The following is a 21477-nucleotide window of genomic DNA, read 5'->3' as shown; positions in this document are numbered from 1 at the left end:
AGAGAAAACGTAGACGAAATTTAATAAAATAAGAGAAGTGTCATAAAAAAAATATTCAACAGCCTTCATGACGGAGAAAGAGGTTATCCGACCTTTATTTCGAGCCTCAATAAACACGGACTTTTACAAACTTCTCTAAGAACAGGCATCAGTAAGTGCACTCAAAAATACGATTTAAAATTTAATTTAATCTGGAATTTTTTTACCCAAAAGTAAAAATAAAACACTTCTTACTTTTTCTTCTAATGACGAACGCAAAATCGAAAAAGCTTTGGTAATTTGTGCTTCAACCGTTTTTATCGATACATCGAGATGTTCTGCAATTTCGATATTGGTTAAACCTTCTTTTTTACTTAAAATAAAAACCTCTTTGCATTTTGGAGGCAGGTTTTGAATTTCCTGATTTACCACATTCAGCACACGCTGAAAGGATTCTGAATCATCTTCCTGAATTACAGAATTTAAAGCGTCATAATACGATTTTTCAAGAGAGAACAAAGATTGGTTTTTTCGATACAAATCAATGAATTCGTTATAGACTAATTTGTAAAGGAAACTTTTTAAGGCATGATCCGGTTTTAATCTTGTGCGCTGCTCCCAAACTTTAATAAAAACATTCTGCACGATATCTTCGGCACTGTAAATATTTTTTACCAAACTATTGGCATATACACAAAGTTTATGATGATACGTATCGATAAGATAGGTGTAAGCGGTTTCATCTCCTTTGCTAAGAGACTCAATTAGTGTTGCGTTATCGTTATAATCATCACTTTTCATATAATCAAATATATAAATTAATAGTTTTTAAGACTAAAATTACAGATGTATTGGGGCAAATTTGGTCTTTTTTTCAATTTCTATTTGAAAATTATTACAAATAAAAAGTGCAAAAAAATGCAAAGATAAAAATGTTTACTATTCTATTTCTATCAAATTAGTGTAGTTTTTTTGAAGAAAAGACTTGTGTAAAATAAAAAAATCATCAAAATGAAAAAAACTTTATCAAATTGTTAGGGTTTTGTTTTTTTGCTTCGTAATAATATTAAAAACAAGTAAAATGACAGTGAAAAAGTCAGACCGACTAATCGTGAAATTCATAACAAATCAAGCTAGTCAGGACGAAATAGAAAAATTAACAGAATGGCTAAAAGAAGAAAAGAACCAAATTGTTTTTAATGATTTTGTGAAAACAAATTATGCCATAGAGTCCGATATGAATAGTTTTGATTCAACCGAAGTCAGAAAACAAATTTCAGAAAGGATTAAAAAAGAAAATAATGTTTTTCAGAAAAGAAAATTTTCATCGTATTATAAATATGCAGCTATTTTAATTGTCGCTTTTGGAAGTTTTTATTTCTATAAAAATTCAAATTTATTTCAGACTAAGGAAAATGTTGTCGTGCCAAGACAAGATGAAATTGTACTTCAATTAGGTAACGAATCGGCAGAAACAATTGATACTTCTGAAACACGAAATGTAACGGATAAAGAAGGCAATATTATTGGAAAACAAGAGAAAAACAGATTGGTCTATTCCAATACTTACTCAAATGGGAAATTGGTTTACAATACGTTGAAAATTCCATATGGAAAAAAATTCGAAGTTCAGTTATCAGACGGAACAATAGTTCATTTGAACGCCGGAACTTCATTGCGATATCCGGTTCAGTTTCTGAAAAATCAAAGCCGGCAGGTATATTTGACCGGTGAAGCTTATTTTGAAGTATCAAAAGACAAAGTGCATCCTTTTACTGTAAATACACAGGAAGTAGGTATTGAGGTTTTGGGAACTAAGTTTAATGTGAATTCGTATACAGAAGACTTAAATACAGATGTTGTTTTAGTAGAAGGAAAAGTATCGCTTTATAAGGATAAAAAAACAACCGAAAATCAAGTGTATTTGACTCCGGGGATAAAGGGTTCAAATTTACGAGGGCAACAAAAAATTGTGACAGAAGTTGTAAATACAGATTATTATACAGCTTGGATAAAAGGAAGTTTAGTGTTTAAAAATGCATCTTTTGAATCGATTATTAAAAAGCTGGAACGTCATTACAATGTCACTTTTATCAATAAAAATAAAGCACTTGGAAAAGAAGTTTTCAATGCCCGTTTTGACAATGAACCTATCGAAGTAGTTTTAAAATATTTCAGCGACAGTTATGCCATTGATTACAAGATAAATGAAGATCAAATTACAATTAAGTAGAAAAATTAAAAAGCAATAATCTAAAACCAGAAATCTAAAATAAAAAAATGCCTATGTAACAAAACCTTTAGAAAAAAGGATCGCTATTTAGAAAAAAACCGGAAAATGCGCCAACATTTCCCGGTAGAATAAAATGCGATCGGCAAACTAACCAATCACAATTAAAAACATTTAAAAGTATGAAAAAAGTATTGAACAAAATCAGGTTCGACAAGCCTTTTTTGAAATTTGATTTGAAGATGAAATTGACCACATTATTTTTATTGACCACTTTGACAGTGATGCAAGCGGGAGTAAGCTACTCGCAAAAAGCAAAATTGTCATTTAATGCCAGCTACATGACCGTTGGAAAAATAATTGAAAAAATTGAATATACCACTGATTATAGATTTGTTTATAATGTAAGATCGGTTGATTTAGATCGAAAAATAGACATCAGACTCAATGATGTATCTATGGAAACGATTTTAAATACGATTTTTAATAATACAGGAACTGATTTTAAAATCTCAGGATCTCATATTATTTTAACACCTAAAAAAGCTCCGGCACAAAAACCTGCTGTACTGCAAAAAGCAGCAGCAGACTTTATTGTAAAAGGTAAAGTTACAGATGAAAAAGGAAACCCTTTAGTAGGTGCTGCAATTTCTGACAATGGTTCAGGAAGAGGCGTTCAGACTGACTTTAACGGTGAATATCAAATTATTACTGTTAGCAGCGAAACTACATTAGCTTTTGCTTATCTGGGATTTGAGAGACAGGAAATTAAAGTTGCCGGAAGAAGCGTTATTAATGTTGTTCTTAAAGAGGAAACACAGCAGTTAGGCGAAATAGTATTAACCACAGGTTATCAAAACATCTCATCTGAACAAGCGACTGGATCTTTTTCTAGTTTAAAGGCAAAGGATTTTCAAGAACAGCGTTTGAGCAGTTTAAACAAAATTTTAGAAGGACGTATCGTTGGATATCAGGATGGCAAAATTCGTGGAACAACTTCTATGAATGGTTTAACAACTCCATTGTATGTAATTGACGGTTTTCCGATAGAAAACACAAAATATAATCAATATTTTGGTATAGAAGAAAATCTTCCGAATCTGAATTTAGAAGATATCGAAACTATTACAGTTTTAAAAGATGCGGCAGCTTCGTCTATTTACGGTGCACGTGCAGCAAATGGAGTTGTTGTAATTACTACTAAAAAAGCCAAAGCTGGAAAAACTAATATTTCATTTTCAAGCAATTTAACCGTAACTCCGTATAGAAATTACACCGGAAACCTTACTGATGCAGGTGATATTATAGGCTTGGAAAAAGGCTGGGCAGATGCAAACCCAAATTTAAAAGGTGCAAATGCAAGTACTTATGCACAATCTTTATTAAACAATGCCGCATTTACAAGTCAGGGAATGCAAACGCTGTTAAATGGTTATACCGGAAATATTTCGCAAACAGATATGAATAATCGTTTAGCTCAATTGGGTTCTCAAGATTATAAATATTATGATGATGTTGCAAAATATGCAAAACGAGATCAATATTTTATCCAGCATAACATAAGTTTAGGCAAAGCAACAGAATCAAATACATTTAATGCTTCGTTGACTTATAAAGGAAACAAATTTGAAGATAAATATTCTGATAATCAATTTGTTGGCTTGAATCTGAAAAACTCGACTGAAATTACAAGCTGGTTGACTTTAGATTTAGGAACTTATATCAATTATGGCGAAAGCAATACACAAACTTATAATCCTCTTACTCAGAAAGATTATAAAACTCAGATGTACAACCAATTAATAAATGACGACGGATCTAATTTTACTTCTACAGCAGCATCACGATACAATAATTTTACGCTTCAATCTATGAAGACTTACGGTCTTTACAATATGGATATTACGCCAATGGATGAATTAGGGCGAAATATAAATGAGACTAAAAACTTCCTGAACAGAACTTTTGCAAAGTTTAATGTAAAATTCAATAAAGCACTTATCTACAATGCAATGTTTCAGTACGAATATGGGTTTGATCGCGGCAGCTTATTAAGAGAAAAAGAATCTTATAATGTTAGAAGTGAAGTAAATGGTTTAGTAACTATTGATAGTAATAACAAAGCCGTTTATAATTTGCCTTATGGTGATATTTTAAAAGAAATAAATCAATTTTCTAATGCTTACAACTTCCGTCAGCAATTGAATTTTGATCAGATTTTTAATAATGTGCACGATGTTACCGCAATTGCAGGTATGGAAATTCGCCACTCAAAAATAGAATACGGAGATAAAACACGTTACGGCTGGGATGAACAAACTTTATCGTACGCACCAATTAATCAGGCAAATTTGCTAAAAGTTTACGGATCTGTTTTTGGAGGCTCTATGGGAATAAATGATTTCGCTGCAGATCGTGAATTGGTAAACCGTTACGTCTCTTTTTATACAACAGGAGGTTATACTTATGATAAAAAATATTCATTAACCGGAAGTTTGCGTTGGGATCGTTCTAACCTTTGGGGAACAAATAATAAATATCAAAATAAACCAACGTGGTCTACAGGAGCAGCGTGGAATATTGATAAAGAATCATTCTTTGCAGTCGATTGGATAAACTTACTTAAACTTCGTGCTTCATATGGTATTGGAGGAAATGTTGCCAAAGATGCTGCACCTTATTTAACAGCTTCTTATTATGCTAATCCAAATGTAGGCGGAAATCAGGGATATGTTAACCAAAGGCCAAATCCGGAATTGTCTTGGGAAAAAACAACAACAACTAATATTGGTGTCGATTTTTCATTCTTCAAAAATAGATTAAGCGGAACTTTTGATGTTTACAACAAAAAAGGACAAGATTTATTAGCAAACAGTAACGGAATCCCAACAGAAGGATTTGGTTATTCGACCTATAAAATAAACAATGGAGAAATGACCAACAAAGGTGTTGAAACCACTTTAAGAGGAACAATCGTAAAAACACCATCTTTCTCTTGGGACGCCTCAGTTTTATATGCTTATAATAAAAACAAAGTCGATTATGTAAAAGTAGAAGCTCCTGTATATTACCTGCAGTTAGATGTCCCATATGCGTATCCTAAAGTTGGTAATGATTACAATACAATTTACGGTTACAAATGGGCAGGTTTAAGTGACAAAGGTTTGCCTCAGGTTTATAATGCAAATGGCGAAAAAGTAATTTACAATCCGGCAGATTTAAATGCAATTCATGACTATGGTTCAACTGTTCCTACACACAGCGGATCATTTCATACGGCTGTAAACTACAAGAATTTCTCACTTTCGGCATTGTTTATCTACGAGCTAGGGCATAAAATTAGAAATACATTTTTACCAATGTTAGAGAACAATTATTCAGGACCATTAGGTAGTTATGTAACAGATATTACAACGGTAAACAAAAATATAGAAAACCGCTGGCAAAAACCAGGTGATGAAGCTTTTACCAATATACCTCGCGCGGTGTACGAGTACGAAGCTGACTTTACTTCGGATTCCCGTGATATTTATCGTTATGCAGATATTAATATTCTTGATGCCTCAAATATCAGATTAAGCAATATTTCTCTTGCCTATAATTTGCCTTCGTCTATTATAAAAAGAGTAAAATTACAAGATGTCCGCTTCAATCTGAATGCAGAGAATGTCTATACTTTCGCTAAAAGTAGAGATGCTAAATATCTTTTAAATGGGTTTCAATCTCCAAGTTTAGTTTTTGGTGTAAACATTAACTTCTAATTTTAAAAAACTACACTATGAAAAATATATATAAAAATATACTTTGCATTTTAGCACTAGGATTGGTTTTATCATCTTGTGATAATTATTTGGATGATGCGCCAAAAGGATCTAAAATTCCAACAACATTGGCAGATTACGAAGCTTTTATACGTGATGAATACACAAACCAAAGTGTAGATATTGCACAAGCTTCGACCTTGATTAACGATAAGTTTATAGATATAGCAACTCTGGCAGCGCAGCGTTTGACGAAAGCCAACTATATGTGGGATGAAACCGCAGATCGTATCCAGTTAAATCAGGCAGACGAAAGACAATATTATGGACAATATGCTGGTATTTCTACCTTTAACTTGATCATCGCAAATGCTTTAACAACAACAGAAGCAACAGAAGATCAAAAAAGAGTAGTTTGGGCAGAAGCAAAAATTTTGCGTGCAATGTCATATTATAATCTGGTTAATTTTTATGCAGATACTTATGTAGCATCAACTGCGGGAACAAAATTATCAGTGCCTTTAATTACAAGTGCCGATATTAATGCGCCCAGTAAACAAGTAACGATTCAGGAATTGTACGATTTTATTTTGACCGATGTAAAAGAAGCGTTGCCCTATTTGCCAAAAGTTTCTCAAACAGCTTTGCACCCTAATTTAGGAGCAGGTTATGCATTTTATTCCCGCGTTTATTTGCAAATGAATAATTATACAGAAGCTTTGAAATACGCTGATTTGGCTCTGGCTGAAAACAATAAACTATACGATTGGGTTGCCTATTATAATGCTAATAAAGCGATTATCGATATTCCTAATTCTTATACTGCGACGCCATCTCCAATGGGATTTGATTATGTAGAGAATTACACATTCCGTCATGGAGAAAGAACCTATTTATCTACAGAATATAGTATTCCGGTAGAACGCGCACAACGTTTTGAAGTTGGAGACGTTCGCTTTAAATCCCGTTGGAAATTGAGAACAGTTGGTGCAGATACCTATTACAGAAGAACCTTGTCCGGAATGTTTAATTACGGCGGAATCACAACTGTAGAAGTCTATTTGATTAAAGCAGAATGTCTGGCACGTGCAGGACAAATCAGTGATGCGTTGGACGTTTTAAATACAGTGCGTAAAACACGTATTGAACCATCCGCTTATCAGGATATTGTAACTACAGATAAGACAGCTGCTCTAAACGCTATTTTCAAAACGAAGTATAACGAACTTATCCTGACAATTATTCCTTTTGCAGATGCACGTCGTCTAAATGCTGAAGGCACTTATAAATTGAGTTTGTCAAAAACTGCCGATGGAATAAATTATTCATTAGCATCAGATTCTCATTTATGGACAATGCCATTTCCTCAAGGAGCTGTAAAAAATCCAGGAAACGGAACTATAACTCAAAATGTAGCAAAATAAAAACGTTAAAGCTTCCTGATTAGGACTTTCGAAAAGGAAGCTTTTACTTAAAATATCAATCAAAAATGAATAGAATTAAATTTAAAGTAATTGGATTATGCATTTGTTTATTTGCATTTTCCAACAATAGTCAGGCGCAAAAGAAAAAGCCTGCTGTTACAGCTGCAACTTCGTATAATCTTGAAGGAAATATAATAGGTCTTGAAGACGGAACGACCATAAAATTGATTCCCGGAGCAACACATTCATCAGAATCTGCAGTTGCAGAAACTACTCTTAAAGACGGCAGATTTACCTTTACAGGAAAATTAAATGAACCTCGTTTGTTTTATCTTGAGTTTGGAAAAAACAAAGGATACATTCCGGTTTTAATAGAAAATTCTAAAATAAAATTAACAGCTGAAGCCGAAGTTTTAAAACAAGAAGACGGAAAAATCAATTTTAAAAATGAAGTCATTTCAGGATCAAAATCTAATGATTATTTTAAAAAAGAAACAGCTTTTAGAGAAGAATTAAACAAAGATTACGAAGAATACCATAAAGGAAGTGAAGAAGTTGCAGAAGCATACGGAAAAGCTAGAGTTTCAGGAAACAAAAAACTGATGGATTCTATTGGAAATTCTCCTGCATGGAAATCTTTTGAAGCAAAAGAAAAAGCATTTTTTAAGAAAGTCGAAACAACAACAGCAGATTTAATTACAAGAAATAAAGCAACTTGGTGGGGACCGTTTTTTATGATCACTCAATACAGTTATTTCACACCGGACCAAAAGCCAATTTATGAGCAATTTTCTCCGGCAGCAAAGAAAAGTTACTACGGTCAATTGGTAGATAAAGATCTTAACCCGAAGTCTTTAATCGGAACAAGCATTGCCAATTTTGGTCTAAAAGACAAAGACGGAAAAGCCTATAATGTAAAAGACATTGTTGCAGGAAAAAAATACATTCTGATTGATTTTTGGGCATCTTGGTGTGGACCATGTCGTAAAGAAATTCCAAATTTAAAAACAGTTTATACAACTTATGCCGATAAAGGATTTGAAATTTTAAGTATCTCAATTGATAAAGACGAAAAAGCCTGGCAAAAAGCTTTAGTTCAGGAAAACATGCAATGGCACAATCTTCTGGATGACAATAAAGTAAGTAATGCATTTAATGTAAAAACAATTCCGGCAACCTATTTAGTAGATAGTAAAGGGGTAATTATTGGTGATAATTTAAGAGGTGCAGAATTAGAAGCAAAATTGAAAGAACTTTTGAAATCATAGTTGTCAATTAAAAATTGAGAATTAAAAACCAAATAACCACACAGCTATGTTTGCTTAAACAAGTGAAACGCCTTTTTTAAGCTTATATAACTATGTGTTAAAACAGACAAAGCATTCTTAAAAATAAAAAAATATCAAACATGAAACGTACAATCTTAAGATCAGGTTTATTAGCCTTAGCGCTAACAGCCACAATTAGTTCTTGTTCTAAAAAAGAAGGATTTACAATAAACGGAAATATTTCGGGGCAAAAAGACGGACTCGTTTATTTAGAATTTCTTGACGGAGATCAAAAAATAGTAAAAGACTCTACTAAAATCGTAGACGGCAAATTTACTTTTGCAGGAAAGGTAGACGAACCTTTGCGATATAGTGTTAAGCTAAAAGGACAGGAATTTGGGAAAGTTTTTGTATTGTCAAATGAAACTATAAATTTTGTTGGCCATAAAGACAGTATTTTTAATGCAAAATTGACCGGAGCAACTCAGGATTCAATTTATATGTCATATTATAAAAATGAATTTACAAAGATCCAGAAAATTGCAGGTCCTGTTTACAAAGCATCTGACTCTATAAGTCAAAATGGGAAAGTAAAACTAACTGCGGAGCAAAAAACAATGATGGACAAACGTTGGGCAGATTTACAAACGTTGGCAGATGATCTTACTTTTAAATTTATTAAATCTCATAAAGATCAGATTGCCGGAGCTTTAGTTCTTGACGATCGTTTGGTAACATATGGAACCCCGGAACAAGTAAAAGAATATTTTGCAGTTTTAAGCCCTGAAATTCAGAAATCGTATTTCGGTAAAAAAATAAAAGAAGGAATTGCACTTAACGATAAAACCGCTGTCGGCGTTGCAGCTCCAGAATTTTCTCAAACTGATGTAAACGGAAAAGCGGTCAAATTATCTGATTATAAAGGAAAATACGTTTTGATAGATTTCTGGGCAAGCTGGTGCGGTCCATGCCGAAAAGAAAATCCAAACGTGGTTGTCGCTTACAAAGCCTATCACGATAAAGGATTTGAAGTTTTAGGCGTTTCATTAGACGATAAAAAGAATCTTTGGCAAAAAGCAATCGAAAAAGACGGCTTAAGCTGGACGCACGTTTCTGACCTAAAAGGGTGGAAAAATGAGGTTGCCGTTTTATACGGAGTAAAACTAGTTCCAACCAATTACTTAATTGGACCTGACGGAAAAATAGTAGCTAAAAATCTAAGAGAAGAAGCACTTCAATCTAAACTAAAAGAAATTTTTAGTAAATCGTAAAAAGTAAAAGTAGCTGTCAAACTTTGTCAAAGTTTTAAACTTTGACAAAGTTACTTCACGCTAAAAAAAACATCTTAATCACAAAAAATGAAAAAATACATCTTCGTGGGCTATTGCTCACTAGCTTTCTGTACGCTTATTTCAGCGCAAAATAAATCAGTTAATTTTAAGAAAATCAAAGAATTGGGCGGAATTGAAGAGTATTTGTACCAACCAAACGGTATGAATGTTTTACTCTTGCAAGACAATGCTTCGCCAGTTGCAACGGTACAAATTGTGTATCGCGTAGGTTCTAAAAACGAGGTTTTAGGAAACACAGGATCAACGCATCTTTTAGAGCATTTAATGTTCAAAGGAACTCCAAGTTTCAATAAAAAAAATGGAACAACGATTACGGATGTTCTTCAAAATACGGGAGCGCAGCTCAACGCAACGACCTGGTTCGACAGAACCAATTATTTTGAAACATTACCGAGTGATAAAATCGCATTGGCATTACAAATTGAAGCCGACAGAATGCGTAATTCTTTATTATTGAAAGAAGATAAAGATGCTGAAATGACAGTCGTTCGAAACGAATTCGAACGCGGAGAAAACGATCCAAACAGTTTATTGGACAAAGAAATTTGGGCAGCTGCGTACATTGCGCATCCGTATCATCATTCTACAATTGGATGGAAATCTGATATTGAAAAAGCACCAATTGAAGTATTACGTAATTTCTACAACACTTATTATTGGCCGGATAATGCGACTTTGACCATTATTGGAGATTTCAAAAAAGAGAATGTTTTTGAATTGATCGAACAGTATTTTGGTAAAATCACAAAAGCACCAAACACAATGCCTCAGCCATATACCGAAGAACCGCAGCAATACGGACCTCGCAAAATTGTAGTTAAAAAGCCTGGAGAATTGGGCGTTGTAAACAAAGCATACAAAATTCCGGGAGCTTTACACGAAGATTTACCGGCTTTGAATATTCTGGCAGAAATTATAGGTTCAGGCCCATCAGCTATTTTAAACAAAACTTTTGTAGACACACGTTTGGGGATTTATGCGTATTCAAGCGCAACAAATTTTAAAGAAGTTGGACTTTTTACTATTGGAGTTGGTTTTCCTGCCACTTCAAAACAGGAAGATATCGATGCTAAAATTAGTGAGGTTGTAGCTAAAATTCAGAAAGATGGCGTTACACAGGAAGAAGTAAACCGTGTTGTAGCCAATATCAGTGCACAAACTATTTTGGCTCGTGACGGTTCTGGCGTAATCGCTTCCCAATTAAACGAAGCGATTGCAGCCGGAGATTGGACAGATTATGTAACAGGAGTTGAACGATTGAAAAAAGTAACGCCAGCAGATGTTTTGCGTGTTGCTCAAAAATATCTGGTTGAAGATCAGAGTACAACCGGATATTTTGTTCCGAAGCAAAATGGAGGTCAAAGTCAGGAATCGGCGCAAGCCAACAATTTTATGCCAGAGAACGGACCGTTTTATTACAGAGATCCAGAAAGCGGACATGATCATAAAGAAGCTTCTGAAGTTCATTTATCAGAAGAAAAAACTCCGAAAAAACTACTTATTTTAGAACATAAAAATACAATTGAGAAAACAGCTTCGGCTTACAAAAGAGAAAAAGTAGCCGGAATAGATGTAGTTTCAGTAAAAACATCAGCTAAAGATTTTGTGACTGTTGCAGCAAGTATTTCGCTAGGAAATTATGCCAATGAAAACAAAAATCTGGCAATTCCGTCTTTAACAGCTTCAATGTTGTCAAAAGGAACGACGCTGAATGATAAATTTAAATTCTCTGAAAAACTCCAAAAATTAGGTGTAAATATCAATGTGAATGCTTCTACAACTAAAGTAAATATTGGCTTTAAATGTCTGAAAAAAGATTTAGATCAAGTCATTACTTTATTAGCTGAAGAATTAAGAAGTCCATTATTTGATGGGAAAGAATTCGAAAATTTAAAGCAGCAATTTACAGGAAACATTCAGCAAAACCTGAATGATCCTGGAGAAAGGGGAAGTATTGCGTTGACACAAGCGATTTATCCAAAAGCAAATCCGAATCATGATTTAAGTGTTGAAGAAGATTTAACGAATGTAAAAAATGCCACTTTGGAAGAAGTAAAAGCGTTTCACAAAAAATATTTTGGACCAGCTTCAATGCATTTGGTGATTGTTGGCGATACTGAAGGCGCTAATTTGAATAATTCATTAAATAAATCTTTCAAAAACTGGAACGGTGGTGTAATTGAAAACATGAAGTTTGAAGAAGCTGTAAAAGCAAATTCAAAAACAGAAGTTATTACAATTCCGGAGAAACCAAGTGCCGAATTGTTTATCGGGCAATACACAGGTTTAAAAAGAACCGATGCAGACTATATTCCGTTTTACATTGGGAATTATACTTTAGGTGCTGGTTTTGCTGGTCGCTTGATGCAAACGGTTCGAGATAATGACGGTTTAACATACAATATTTCATCTGGAACGGGCGGAAATATTGCTACTGGCGGATATTGGATGGTAAATGCATCTTTTAACCCAACTTTATTCCAAAAAGGATTGGACGCAACGATGGTTCAGATCAAAAAATGGGTAAACGACGGAATTACTTTGGAAGAATTAGAAAACAAGAAAACCAATTTAATTGGAAGTTTTAAAGTTGGAATGGCAACCACAAACGGAATGACGAGAACAATTTTAGGTTTCGTAGAAAGAGGTTTGGAGCCAAGTTACATTGACCAATATCCAAAAGATATCGAAAAAGTTACCTTGAAACAAGTAAACGACGCCATCAAAAAGTATGTTCAGTTAGAGAAAATGATCATCATAAAAGCAGGTTCATTAGATAAAGAGGGGAATCCTTTGAAGTAATTTTTTAAGGAAGAAGTTAGAAGCAAGAGCTTAGAAGTTAGAAGGAAGATTGTAATTCTTTTTGCTTGAGCTGATTGTGCACATTTTTTGTCATGAAAACCTGAACCCGAAACAAAAACAATTTTAGTAGTTGTCTTTCATTTTTAGATCTGAATTAGTAAGCAATTTTTTGTGAAAGACCTAAAAGAGCTGTTTTGCCGACAGCTCTTTTTTTAAATCAAACTTAAATATCAAAATAAAAAAACAATGAAAAAAATGATCTTAGCCTTACTATTGCTTGTGAGTTGCAGTATGTTTGGACAAATGTATAATCCGGTAAAATGGACTACTTCTGTAGAAAAAATATCAGATAAAGAATATAGTTTAAAAGCCGAAGCTGTGATTCAGTCCGGATGGCATTTGTATGGGCAATATATAGAAGAAGGAGGACCATCGGCGACAGCTTTTTTGTTTAAAAATCCAAAAAATAACTTTGAATTAGTAGGCAAAACCACTGAAGCAAAAGGACATGAAGTAGTGGATAAAATCTTCAATATGAAAATTAAATATTTTGAAGACAAAGCCCTTTTTACGCAAAAAATAAAGTTCACCTCAGATCAAATTACAAACATTGCAGCTGAAGTTGGGTTTATGGTTTGTGACGACAGCAATTGTCTGCCGCCGTCATCTGAGGAATTATCTTTTAAAATTCCGAATTCAAAAAAAATGGCTTCAGCCGAAGAAATAACAACTATAAAAGATTCAGCTGTTACAAAAGAAAAAACGACTGTTAAAGCAACAGAAAAGGCAGAAACACAAATTGCAAATCCAGCTAAAAAGAAAGATTCAAGAGGATTAATCAGTATTTTTATTATTGCATTTTTATCTGGTTTTGCAGCTTTACTAACACCATGTGTTTTTCCGATGATTCCTATGACGGTGAGTTATTTTACCAAACAAAGCAAAACCAAAGGGGAAGGAATTAGAAACGCTTTGATTTACGGATTTTCAATCATTATCATTTATGTTTTATTGGGCTCGATTGTAACGGCCGTTTTTGGCGCCGATTCTCTGAACGCGCTTTCAACGAATGTTTGGTTCAATCTTATTTTCTTTATTTTATTGGTTGTTTTTGCCGTTTCTTTTTTGGGTGCTTTTGAAATTATGCTGCCAAATGCATTAGCAAACAAAGTCGATTCGCAGGCAGATAGAGGTGGATTAATTGGTATCTTCTTTATGGCTTTGGCATTGGCCATTGTTTCATTTTCTTGTACAGGCCCAATTGTTGGAACCTTATTAGTCGAAGCAGCTTCAAAAGGAGGGATCGCGCCAATTGTTGGAATGTTAGGATTTTCGACTGCAATTGCATTGCCATTTTCATTGTTTGCTGCATTTCCGGGTTGGCTAAACGCTTTGCCAAAATCCGGCGGATGGCTGAATACGGTAAAAGTGGTTTTAGGATTTTTAGAATTGGCTTTAGCTTTAAAATTCTTATCAAATGCTGATTTAGTTTTGCAATTGCATTGGCTGGAAAGAGAAGTATTTCTAACGATTTGGATTGCCGTTTTTGGAACTTTGGCTTTCTATTTATTCGGAAAAATAACATTACCGCACGATTCTCCTTTAAACCATATTTCAGTTGGAAGATTGGGTTTTGGATTAATTGTTTTATCCTTTACCATTTATCTGATTCCGGGGCTTTGGGGGGCGCCTTTAAAACTAATCAGCGGATTTGCACCTCCAATGCAATACAGTGAATCGCCGGACGGATTTGGTGCTTCTAAAAATGTTGGTGAAATAAAGCCGGCTTTACCGGAAGGCGCAGAATTTGGCCCGCAAAATATTATCACTTTTCATGATTATGATAAAGGAATGGAATTCGCGAAGAAAAACGGAAAACCGGTTTTGCTGGATTTTACAGGTTATGCATGCGTGAATTGCAGGAAAATGGAAGAATTGGTTTGGTCAGATCCAAAGATTTTAGGTGTTTTGAAAAATGAAGTCGTTTTGATTTCCTTGTATGTAGACGACAAAAAAGAGCTTCCGGAAAACGAACAATATGTTTCTGAAACAACGGGAAAAATGATTAAAACGGTTGGAAATAAATGGAGTGATTTACAAATCAAAACCTATAAAGCAAACGCACAGCCTTTTTATGTAATTGTAGATCAAAACAGCGCAAACTTAACAGAACCGTCAGCGTATAATCCTGATATTACGGCTTATTATAATTGGCTGAACACGGGAATCAAAAACTTTAAATCATAATTGTTTTTAGAAAAAATAGTCATGGAATCTATCATAGAAAAAACAATAACAACAGAATTGGAACAGTATTTTTCTAAATTCAGAGGAAATACAATTGGGGTTAATCATACTTTCAAATCGGTTTACGGGAAACAAAAACTACTTTACGCAGATTGGATTGCCAGCGGAAGATTATACTTTCCAATTGAAGAGATAATGCTCAATAAAATAGGTCCGATGATTGCTAACACGCATTCTTTTTCGAGTGAAACAGGCAAAGCATCTACCTATGCGTATCAAAATGCAAGAGCTTTAATCAAAAAACGTGTGAATGCCAATGATTCTGATTGTTTGATAACAACAGGAACTGGAATGACAGCAGCTTTATCAAAACTGCAACGCATTATGGGCCTTCGTTCTCCAGATAATATTTACAATGTAAAATTGCAATTTGACGAGGATAGACCTGTCGTTTTCATCACACACATGGAACATCATTCCAATCAGGTTCCGTGGTATGAAACCATTGCTGATGTTGTAGTCTTGCCTCCTGATGAAAACAATTTAGTTGATCCAAAAATATTGTCAGAAACACTTAAACAATATAATAATAGAAACCTGAAAATTGGTTCATTTACAGCTTGTTCGAATGTTACAGGAATTATAACCCCGTATCACGAATTAGCAAAAATTATGCATCAAAACGGGGGTTTTTGTTTTGTTGATTTTGCGGCATCGGCGCCTTACGTTTCCATTAATATGCATCCCGAAGATAAAGAGGAACAATTGGATGCCATTTTCTTTTCACCTCATAAATTTTTGGGCGGCCCTGGAACTTGTGGTGTTTTGGTTTTTAATGAAAAATTATATCGATCCAATTTTCCGGACAATCCAGGTGGCGGTAACGTAAAATATACCAATCCCTGGGGCGCATATCATTACAGTGATACTATAGAAGTAATGGAAGATGGCGGAACTCCGGGATTTCTGCAAGTCATAAGAACGGCTCTTTGTCTAGAGTTGAAAGAGCAAATGGGGATTGAAAACATGAAAAATAGAGAAAAGGAATTGCTGGATCTGTGTTATTCAAAACTTCAAAAAATAGAAGGGCTTTCCATTTTAGGCGACCTAAAAACAGAGCGAATTGGCTGTGTTTCTCTGACAATTCAAAACATTCATTATAATTTAATTGTACGGCTTTTAAATGACCGATTCGGAATTCAGGTTCGTGGAGGTTGGTCTTGTGCAAGTACATATGCACACTATTTATTTGACATTGGTGAAGAAGAATCTGAAGAAATAACAAAAGAACTTCTGCAAAAAAAATTAAGCAATAAACCAGGTTGGGTTCGCATTTCTTTGCATCCAACGATGACTAATGACGAACTTTTATTTATTTGTGATGCCATACAAAAAGTAGCTTTTTATTATAAACAATGGCAGGAAGATTATAGATATAATTCAGTAAATAACGAGTTCGAAAGTATTATAAATCAGGAGATAATTGCTCAGGATGTTAAGCTTTGGTTTTCTTTGCAATAAGGTGCACTAAAGATAAAAGGCATTATTTTTTCATAAAATTAGTGCCTTTTGGATGCATTTTAAAAGCTCACTTTCGAATACTTGGAAAAACGGATAAAATCTATCATCTCGATTTAAAACTTGTGCATAGATATGTTAATTTTCCAAAAAAGATTTCCTAAAGACACACTAATACAGCTTCGAATCTAATCCTCGAAGAACCTTATTTAGCTGGAGTTTTGCTTTTTAAAAGACCTTATGCGCCACAAACGTAGAGAGATAAAATATCTTTAAAACCGGTTTAACTTTTTATGGCAAAATTGGAGGCAGCTCCAAGGTGGATTTACAAAAAAAAAGAAAAAGTTAAGGTAATTAAAAAAAAAATATAGAATCAGCAATGAATGACATGATGAAAATTAAACTTTATAAATATTCGTATTCAGCTGTTTATTATTGATATTTTAAATAAACTAAAAAAGCAACCGATTGTAATAGTATAAATATTATATTTGTTTAAGTGTTTTTTAAACACTTAAATTTATTTCATGCTTTTTCACAATAAAAGTAATTGTAAAAAGGTCCAATAGAAGCAGATGTACTATTAAAATTGAAACAGATTGGCATGAGGCCATTGATTAATATAAAAATTTACTATCACTACCGGTATTAGAATTGTTTGGAATATAAGTAAAATATCTAGAAAATAATTATTTAAAATTATTAAGTATGTCACTAAAATTTTCTTTATTATCAATAATAATATGTTTTAGCAGTATACATAGTATTGCTCAATCTTATGAAAAAACAAATTTGGGGATAAAAACTTCGATTCACAATACTGTAGTAGAAATACAGTTTTATAGTCCTGAAATAATTCGGATTATAAAATATCCTGCTGGAAAAAAAATTGATAAAAAAAGCTTATCAGTTATAAAGGCTCCACAAAACACAAAGTTTACTATTAAAAAAAAAGATAGCATTATATCTTTGAAAAGCAAGAGTATTGAGGCCGTTTTGAATTTAGAAAATGGGAGGATATCTTATCAGACTTTTGATGGAAAGCCACTATTAAAGGAGAAAAAATCAGGAGCACTTTTTACAGATTTTAATGATTCAGGAATTAAAACTTACAGCGTAGCACAATCTTTTATTCTTGATAAAAAAGAGTTTATTTACGGATTGGGAATTCTGCAAAATGGAAAAATGTCTCAAAGAAATCAGAAAATCCGCATGGTACAGAATAACACCTGGGATTTTGTTACTTTTTTCCAGTCAGATAAAGGATATGGGCTTTTTTGGGATAATTACTCACCGACCGATTTTAGTGATACTGCTCAAGAAACCTCTTTTAAATCAGAAGTTGGTGATGGTATAGATTATTATTTTATGAAGGGCAATAATGCTGACGGCGTTATAGCCCAAATGCGGGATTTAACCGGTCAGGTGCCAATGTTTCCTAAATGGACTTTTGGCTTCTGGCAAAGCAAAGAGCGTTATAAAAGTCAAAATGAAACTGTTGAGGTAGTGAAAAAATATCGTGATCTGGGTGTTCCATTGGATGGTATTATTCAGGATTGGCAGTATTGGGGCGATAATTATCATTGGAATGGTATGAGTTTTTTAAATCCTGAATTTTCAAAACCCCAGCAAATGGTAGATGATATTCATAATTTGAATGCACATCTGCTTATTTCGATCTGGTCTTCCTTCGGTCCGAAAACACCACAATTTCAGGAAATGAAAGATAAAAATATGTTGATGGATTTTCAGACATGGCCGCAGTCAGCAAAAGATGTATGGCCGCCGGATATGAATTTTCCTTCAGGTGTACAGGTATATGATGCATATAATCCTGAAGCAAGAGACATTTATTGGAAATACCTTAACAAAGGCTTATTTTCTTTGGGCATTGACGGCTGGTGGATGGATTCTACAGAACCAGATCATTTAGATGTTAAGCCTGAAGACTTTGACAATAAAACATATTTAGGATCCTTTAGAAAGGTCAGAAATGCTTATCCTTTAATGAGTGTGGGAGGAGTTTATGACCATCAGCGCGCCACACCATCTGCAAAAAGGGTTTTTATCTTAACACGTTCAGCATTTGCCGGGCAGCAGCGCTATGGAGCTAATACATGGTCGGGGGATGTGAACTCTTCCTGGGAAAATCTACGAAATCAAATTCCTGCGGGATTAAATTTTTCTCTATGCGGCATTCCATACTGGAATAGTGATATTGGCGGTTTTTTTGCAGGTGCCTACAATAAAAATGGGAATATCGCTTCGGGATCTAAAAATTCATCGTACCAAGAACTATATTTAAGATGGCTGCAGTTTGGAGCATTTACCCCAATGATGCGTTCTCACGGCACAGATATACCGAGAGAAATATATCAGTTTGGACAAAAAGGAGAAACGATTTACGATGCTATTGAAAAAACAATTCATTTGCGTTATTCGTTATTGCCCTATATTTATTCAAATGCATGGAAAGTGACAAATGGACAGTCTAGCATGATGCGTGCTTTAGTGATGGATTTTGATCAAGATGAGAAAGCCAAAGATATCAGCAATGAATATTTATTTGGTCAGTCCATATTGGTAGCTCCTGTTGTTAGTGCACAGTATACGCCTGAAGTAATTATAAAAACTAATGAAGAGACAGGATGGAATAAAGAAAAAGACAAGAACAATCCTAAAAACCCAGATATAGACTTTAGACAGAAAAAATCAAAAAAGATATATCTTCCTGCCGGTACGCAATGGTACGACTTCTGGACTAATAATAAATACAATGGTGGTCAGGAAATTGAGAAGGAAGCAGGTATTGATGAAATTCCTTTATATATTAGGGCAGGCAGTATTATTCCTTTTGGACCTAAAGTACAATATGCTGATGAAAAGAAATGGGATAATCTTGAAATTAGAGTTTATGAAGGAGCGGATGGTATATTTACTCTTTATGAAGATGAAGGAGATAATTATAATTATGAAAAAGGAAAATATGCAACAATTACATTTAAGTGGAATAATTCAAAGAAGGTTTTAACAATTGAGCAGCAAAAGGGTGAGTTTATTGGAATGATAAAACAACGGCAGTTCAATGTTGTCAAAGTTTTCGAAAATCCTGGCCAGCAAAATAGTAATATTACTAAATTTAGTAAAGTTGTTGATTATACAGGAAATACAATTTCAGTAAAGATGTAAAAGGTTATGGTGAAAGCAAATTACTAAATAGATGACATTTTTAAATGTTCGTCTTCAGAAAATTTAAAAATGCCAACTAGTGAGGTTATAGCCTAATCTGTTTAATTTATAACGGCTTTTTATACTGAAAACAATCCCGCATTTATTAGGAACTGTGAGATTTACCTAGCAGTGTTTTTATATCATTTTTTTTTTTAGTATTATAGAATTATGCTAAAAAGTATATTACCCATGGAAGAGAATAAACATATTACGATCTACGATATTGCTGCCAGATTAAATCTGGCAACATCTACCATTTCAAGAGCTTTAAAGGATCACCATTCTATTAGTGATAAAACAAAAAAAAAGGTAAAAAAAACAGCCAAAGAAATGGGTTTTGTTCCCAATACTCTCGCAGCGGGATTAAGAGGAAATAAGACTAAAACAATCGGGGTTTTAATTCCGACTATTACACAGCCGTTTTTGTCATCTTTGATCAGCGGTATTGAAATTACCGCCCAGAAATTCAATCATACTGTTGTTATCATGCAGTCTCATGATTCGTATATTGAAGAGGTTAATATGGCTAAGTCATTATTTAGCAACAGGGTCAGCGGCGTTATCTGTTCTCTTTCAATGGAAACTCAAAACACATCGCATTTTTATCAATTTTCAAATAATAATATACCGCTTGTTTTTGTTGACCGGGTGCCTAAAGATTATAATACTTTCCGGATTGTTATTGATAATTATTCAGCAGGTTACAGAGCCACAAAGCACCTTATAGAACAAGGCTGTATGAGAATTGCTCATTTTACAGCCGGATCAGAATTGGGAAATCTCTACAGTGAAAGAAAAAGAGGTTATATAGAGGCATTAAAGGAGCATAATATACAAGTAGATGAAGAATTAATTATTAAATTGAATTCTGTTACTTATGAAGAGGGAGTAAGGGCAAGCCATGTTTTATTTGATTTAAAAGTAAAACCAGACGGATTATTTGCTCCTGGAGATATTCTCGGTGTCAGTGCTGTACAGACAGCCAAAAAAAGAAATATAAGAGTTCCCGAGGAATTTAAAGTTATAGGATTTAACGATGATTTAATTTCTAAAATCATTGAGCCTAATCTTTCCACTATAAATCATCCCGCTGAAAAAATGGGTAAAGCCGCTGCCGAAATCGTCATTAAGAGCCTTCGGGTACAAAACGTGGATGATGCCAAGGAGATTATATTTCTCAATACAGAGGTTTTGGCCAGAGAGTCGACAATGAAGAAATAATGAATCCGGCCTTACATTTTAGAATCATATATAACCATCAAATTGATGAGGAACAAACACAGTATGCCAATTTAATTGTAATTCAAATGATGAATTTTACGGTTTAAATCAGATTAATGATACTGATTTACAGCTGATTGATGTTTATTATTCTTTGTTTTCTAGGTCTAATACGTCGTTGGCTGTCGCTTTTTAGGAGTCGATAATAGCTTGTTTCCTTCTGGTCAAAAATGTTTCCTGTAAGTTAAATTTGTTAATATATTTTATAACAACCGATTGTTTTTCGATTAATTTAAAGGCCGTATTTCCTGTTATTTTTTTGGATCCACCTGTTTTTTTTGTTTTAAATTTGATTATTTTGTTATTTTAATATTATTTTTACTTCATTTTCTCGAGTTTTTACAATTTTTACTCTTTTTATTTATTTGTTAAATTTTATAAAAA

General features: G+C 33.7%; 11 protein-coding genes. 10 read left to right on the top strand and 1 reads right to left on the bottom strand.

The genetic code is table 11. The annotated features are described in order from the left end of the window. Positions 1 to 186: 186 nt before the first annotated feature. Positions 187 to 780, bottom strand: a complete 594-nt coding sequence (locus tag ACODSB_RS03345; RefSeq protein ID WP_488936008.1) for an RNA polymerase sigma factor — start codon at positions 778 to 780, stop codon at positions 187 to 189. A 280-nt stretch (positions 781 to 1060) separates the two neighbouring features. Here ACODSB_RS03345 and ACODSB_RS03340 point away from each other — a divergent pair, with 280 nt between their 5' ends. The 10 genes from ACODSB_RS03340 (at position 1061) to ACODSB_RS03295 (ending at position 21033) form a co-directional block, all read left to right on the top strand. After that, positions 1061 to 2212, top strand: a complete 1152-nt coding sequence (locus ACODSB_RS03340; protein ID WP_488936007.1) for a FecR family protein — start codon at positions 1061 to 1063, stop codon at positions 2210 to 2212. 179 nt (positions 2213 to 2391) lie between these two features. Then, positions 2392 to 5970, top strand: coding sequence for a SusC/RagA family TonB-linked outer membrane protein (locus tag ACODSB_RS03335; RefSeq protein WP_488936006.1), 3579 nt, complete (start codon positions 2392 to 2394; stop codon positions 5968 to 5970). A gap of 17 nt (positions 5971 to 5987) precedes the next feature. Next, the gene (locus tag ACODSB_RS03330) at positions 5988 to 7394 is read left to right on the top strand and encodes a RagB/SusD family nutrient uptake outer membrane protein (RefSeq protein ID WP_488936005.1); all 1407 of its coding nucleotides are present in this window, start codon (positions 5988 to 5990) and stop codon (positions 7392 to 7394) included. 65 nt (positions 7395 to 7459) lie between these two features. Then, complete coding sequence (locus ACODSB_RS03325; RefSeq protein ID WP_488936004.1) at positions 7460 to 8662, top strand: redoxin domain-containing protein; 1203 nt, start codon at positions 7460 to 7462, stop codon at positions 8660 to 8662. Positions 8663 to 8802: 140 nt separating this feature from the next. Beyond that, positions 8803 to 9933 carry a redoxin domain-containing protein gene (locus tag ACODSB_RS03320; RefSeq protein WP_488936003.1) on the top strand — a complete coding sequence of 377 codons (1131 nt, stop codon included), beginning with the start codon at positions 8803 to 8805 and terminating at the stop codon, positions 9931 to 9933. 87 nt (positions 9934 to 10020) lie between these two features. Next, positions 10021 to 12816 (top strand): M16 family metallopeptidase, encoded by a 2796-nt coding sequence (locus ACODSB_RS03315; RefSeq protein WP_488936002.1) that lies wholly within the window; start codon positions 10021 to 10023, stop codon positions 12814 to 12816. A gap of 246 nt (positions 12817 to 13062) precedes the next feature. Beyond that, complete coding sequence (locus tag ACODSB_RS03310; protein WP_488936001.1) at positions 13063 to 15063, top strand: protein-disulfide reductase DsbD family protein; 2001 nt, start codon at positions 13063 to 13065, stop codon at positions 15061 to 15063. Positions 15064 to 15084: 21 nt separating this feature from the next. Continuing rightward, a complete protein-coding gene (locus ACODSB_RS03305) occupies positions 15085 to 16584 on the top strand; it encodes an aminotransferase class V-fold PLP-dependent enzyme (RefSeq protein ID WP_488936000.1) in 1500 nt (499 codons plus the stop codon). Between the two features lie 705 nt (positions 16585 to 17289). After that, on the top strand, positions 17290 to 19770 hold the full coding sequence (locus tag ACODSB_RS03300) for a glycoside hydrolase family 31 protein (protein ID WP_488935999.1): 2481 nt from the start codon (positions 17290 to 17292) through the stop codon (positions 19768 to 19770). A 231-nt stretch (positions 19771 to 20001) separates the two neighbouring features. Next, entirely contained in the window at positions 20002 to 21033 is a 1032-nt protein-coding gene (locus ACODSB_RS03295; protein ID WP_488935998.1) for a LacI family DNA-binding transcriptional regulator, read from the top strand. Positions 21034 to 21477 lie beyond the last annotated feature (444 nt).

The sequence above is a fragment of the Flavobacterium sp. FG68 genome (genome assembly GCF_057808895.1).
The sequence above is the reverse complement of the archived record's forward strand: the minus strand, read 5'-3'. Positions and strand labels throughout refer to the sequence as shown.

What these genes read in the sequence shown, in the direction of transcription:
- ACODSB_RS03325 (WP_488936004.1), top strand. Translation starts at nt 7,460, where the DNA reads ATGAATAGAATTAAATTTAAAGTAATTGGATTATGCATTTGTTTATTT.
- ACODSB_RS03345 (WP_488936008.1), bottom strand. Translation starts at nt 780, where the DNA reads ATGAAAAGTGATGATTATAACGATAACGCAACACTAATTGAGTCTCTT.
- ACODSB_RS03305 (WP_488936000.1), top strand. Translation starts at nt 15,085, where the DNA reads ATGGAATCTATCATAGAAAAAACAATAACAACAGAATTGGAACAGTAT.
- ACODSB_RS03340 (WP_488936007.1), top strand. Translation starts at nt 1,061, where the DNA reads ATGACAGTGAAAAAGTCAGACCGACTAATCGTGAAATTCATAACAAAT.
- ACODSB_RS03330 (WP_488936005.1), top strand. Translation starts at nt 5,988, where the DNA reads ATGAAAAATATATATAAAAATATACTTTGCATTTTAGCACTAGGATTG.
- ACODSB_RS03295 (WP_488935998.1), top strand. Translation starts at nt 20,002, where the DNA reads ATGGAAGAGAATAAACATATTACGATCTACGATATTGCTGCCAGATTA.
- ACODSB_RS03310 (WP_488936001.1), top strand. Translation starts at nt 13,063, where the DNA reads ATGAAAAAAATGATCTTAGCCTTACTATTGCTTGTGAGTTGCAGTATG.
- ACODSB_RS03300 (WP_488935999.1), top strand. Translation starts at nt 17,290, where the DNA reads ATGTCACTAAAATTTTCTTTATTATCAATAATAATATGTTTTAGCAGT.
- ACODSB_RS03320 (WP_488936003.1), top strand. Translation starts at nt 8,803, where the DNA reads ATGAAACGTACAATCTTAAGATCAGGTTTATTAGCCTTAGCGCTAACA.
- ACODSB_RS03315 (WP_488936002.1), top strand. Translation starts at nt 10,021, where the DNA reads ATGAAAAAATACATCTTCGTGGGCTATTGCTCACTAGCTTTCTGTACG.
- ACODSB_RS03335 (WP_488936006.1), top strand. Translation starts at nt 2,392, where the DNA reads ATGAAAAAAGTATTGAACAAAATCAGGTTCGACAAGCCTTTTTTGAAA.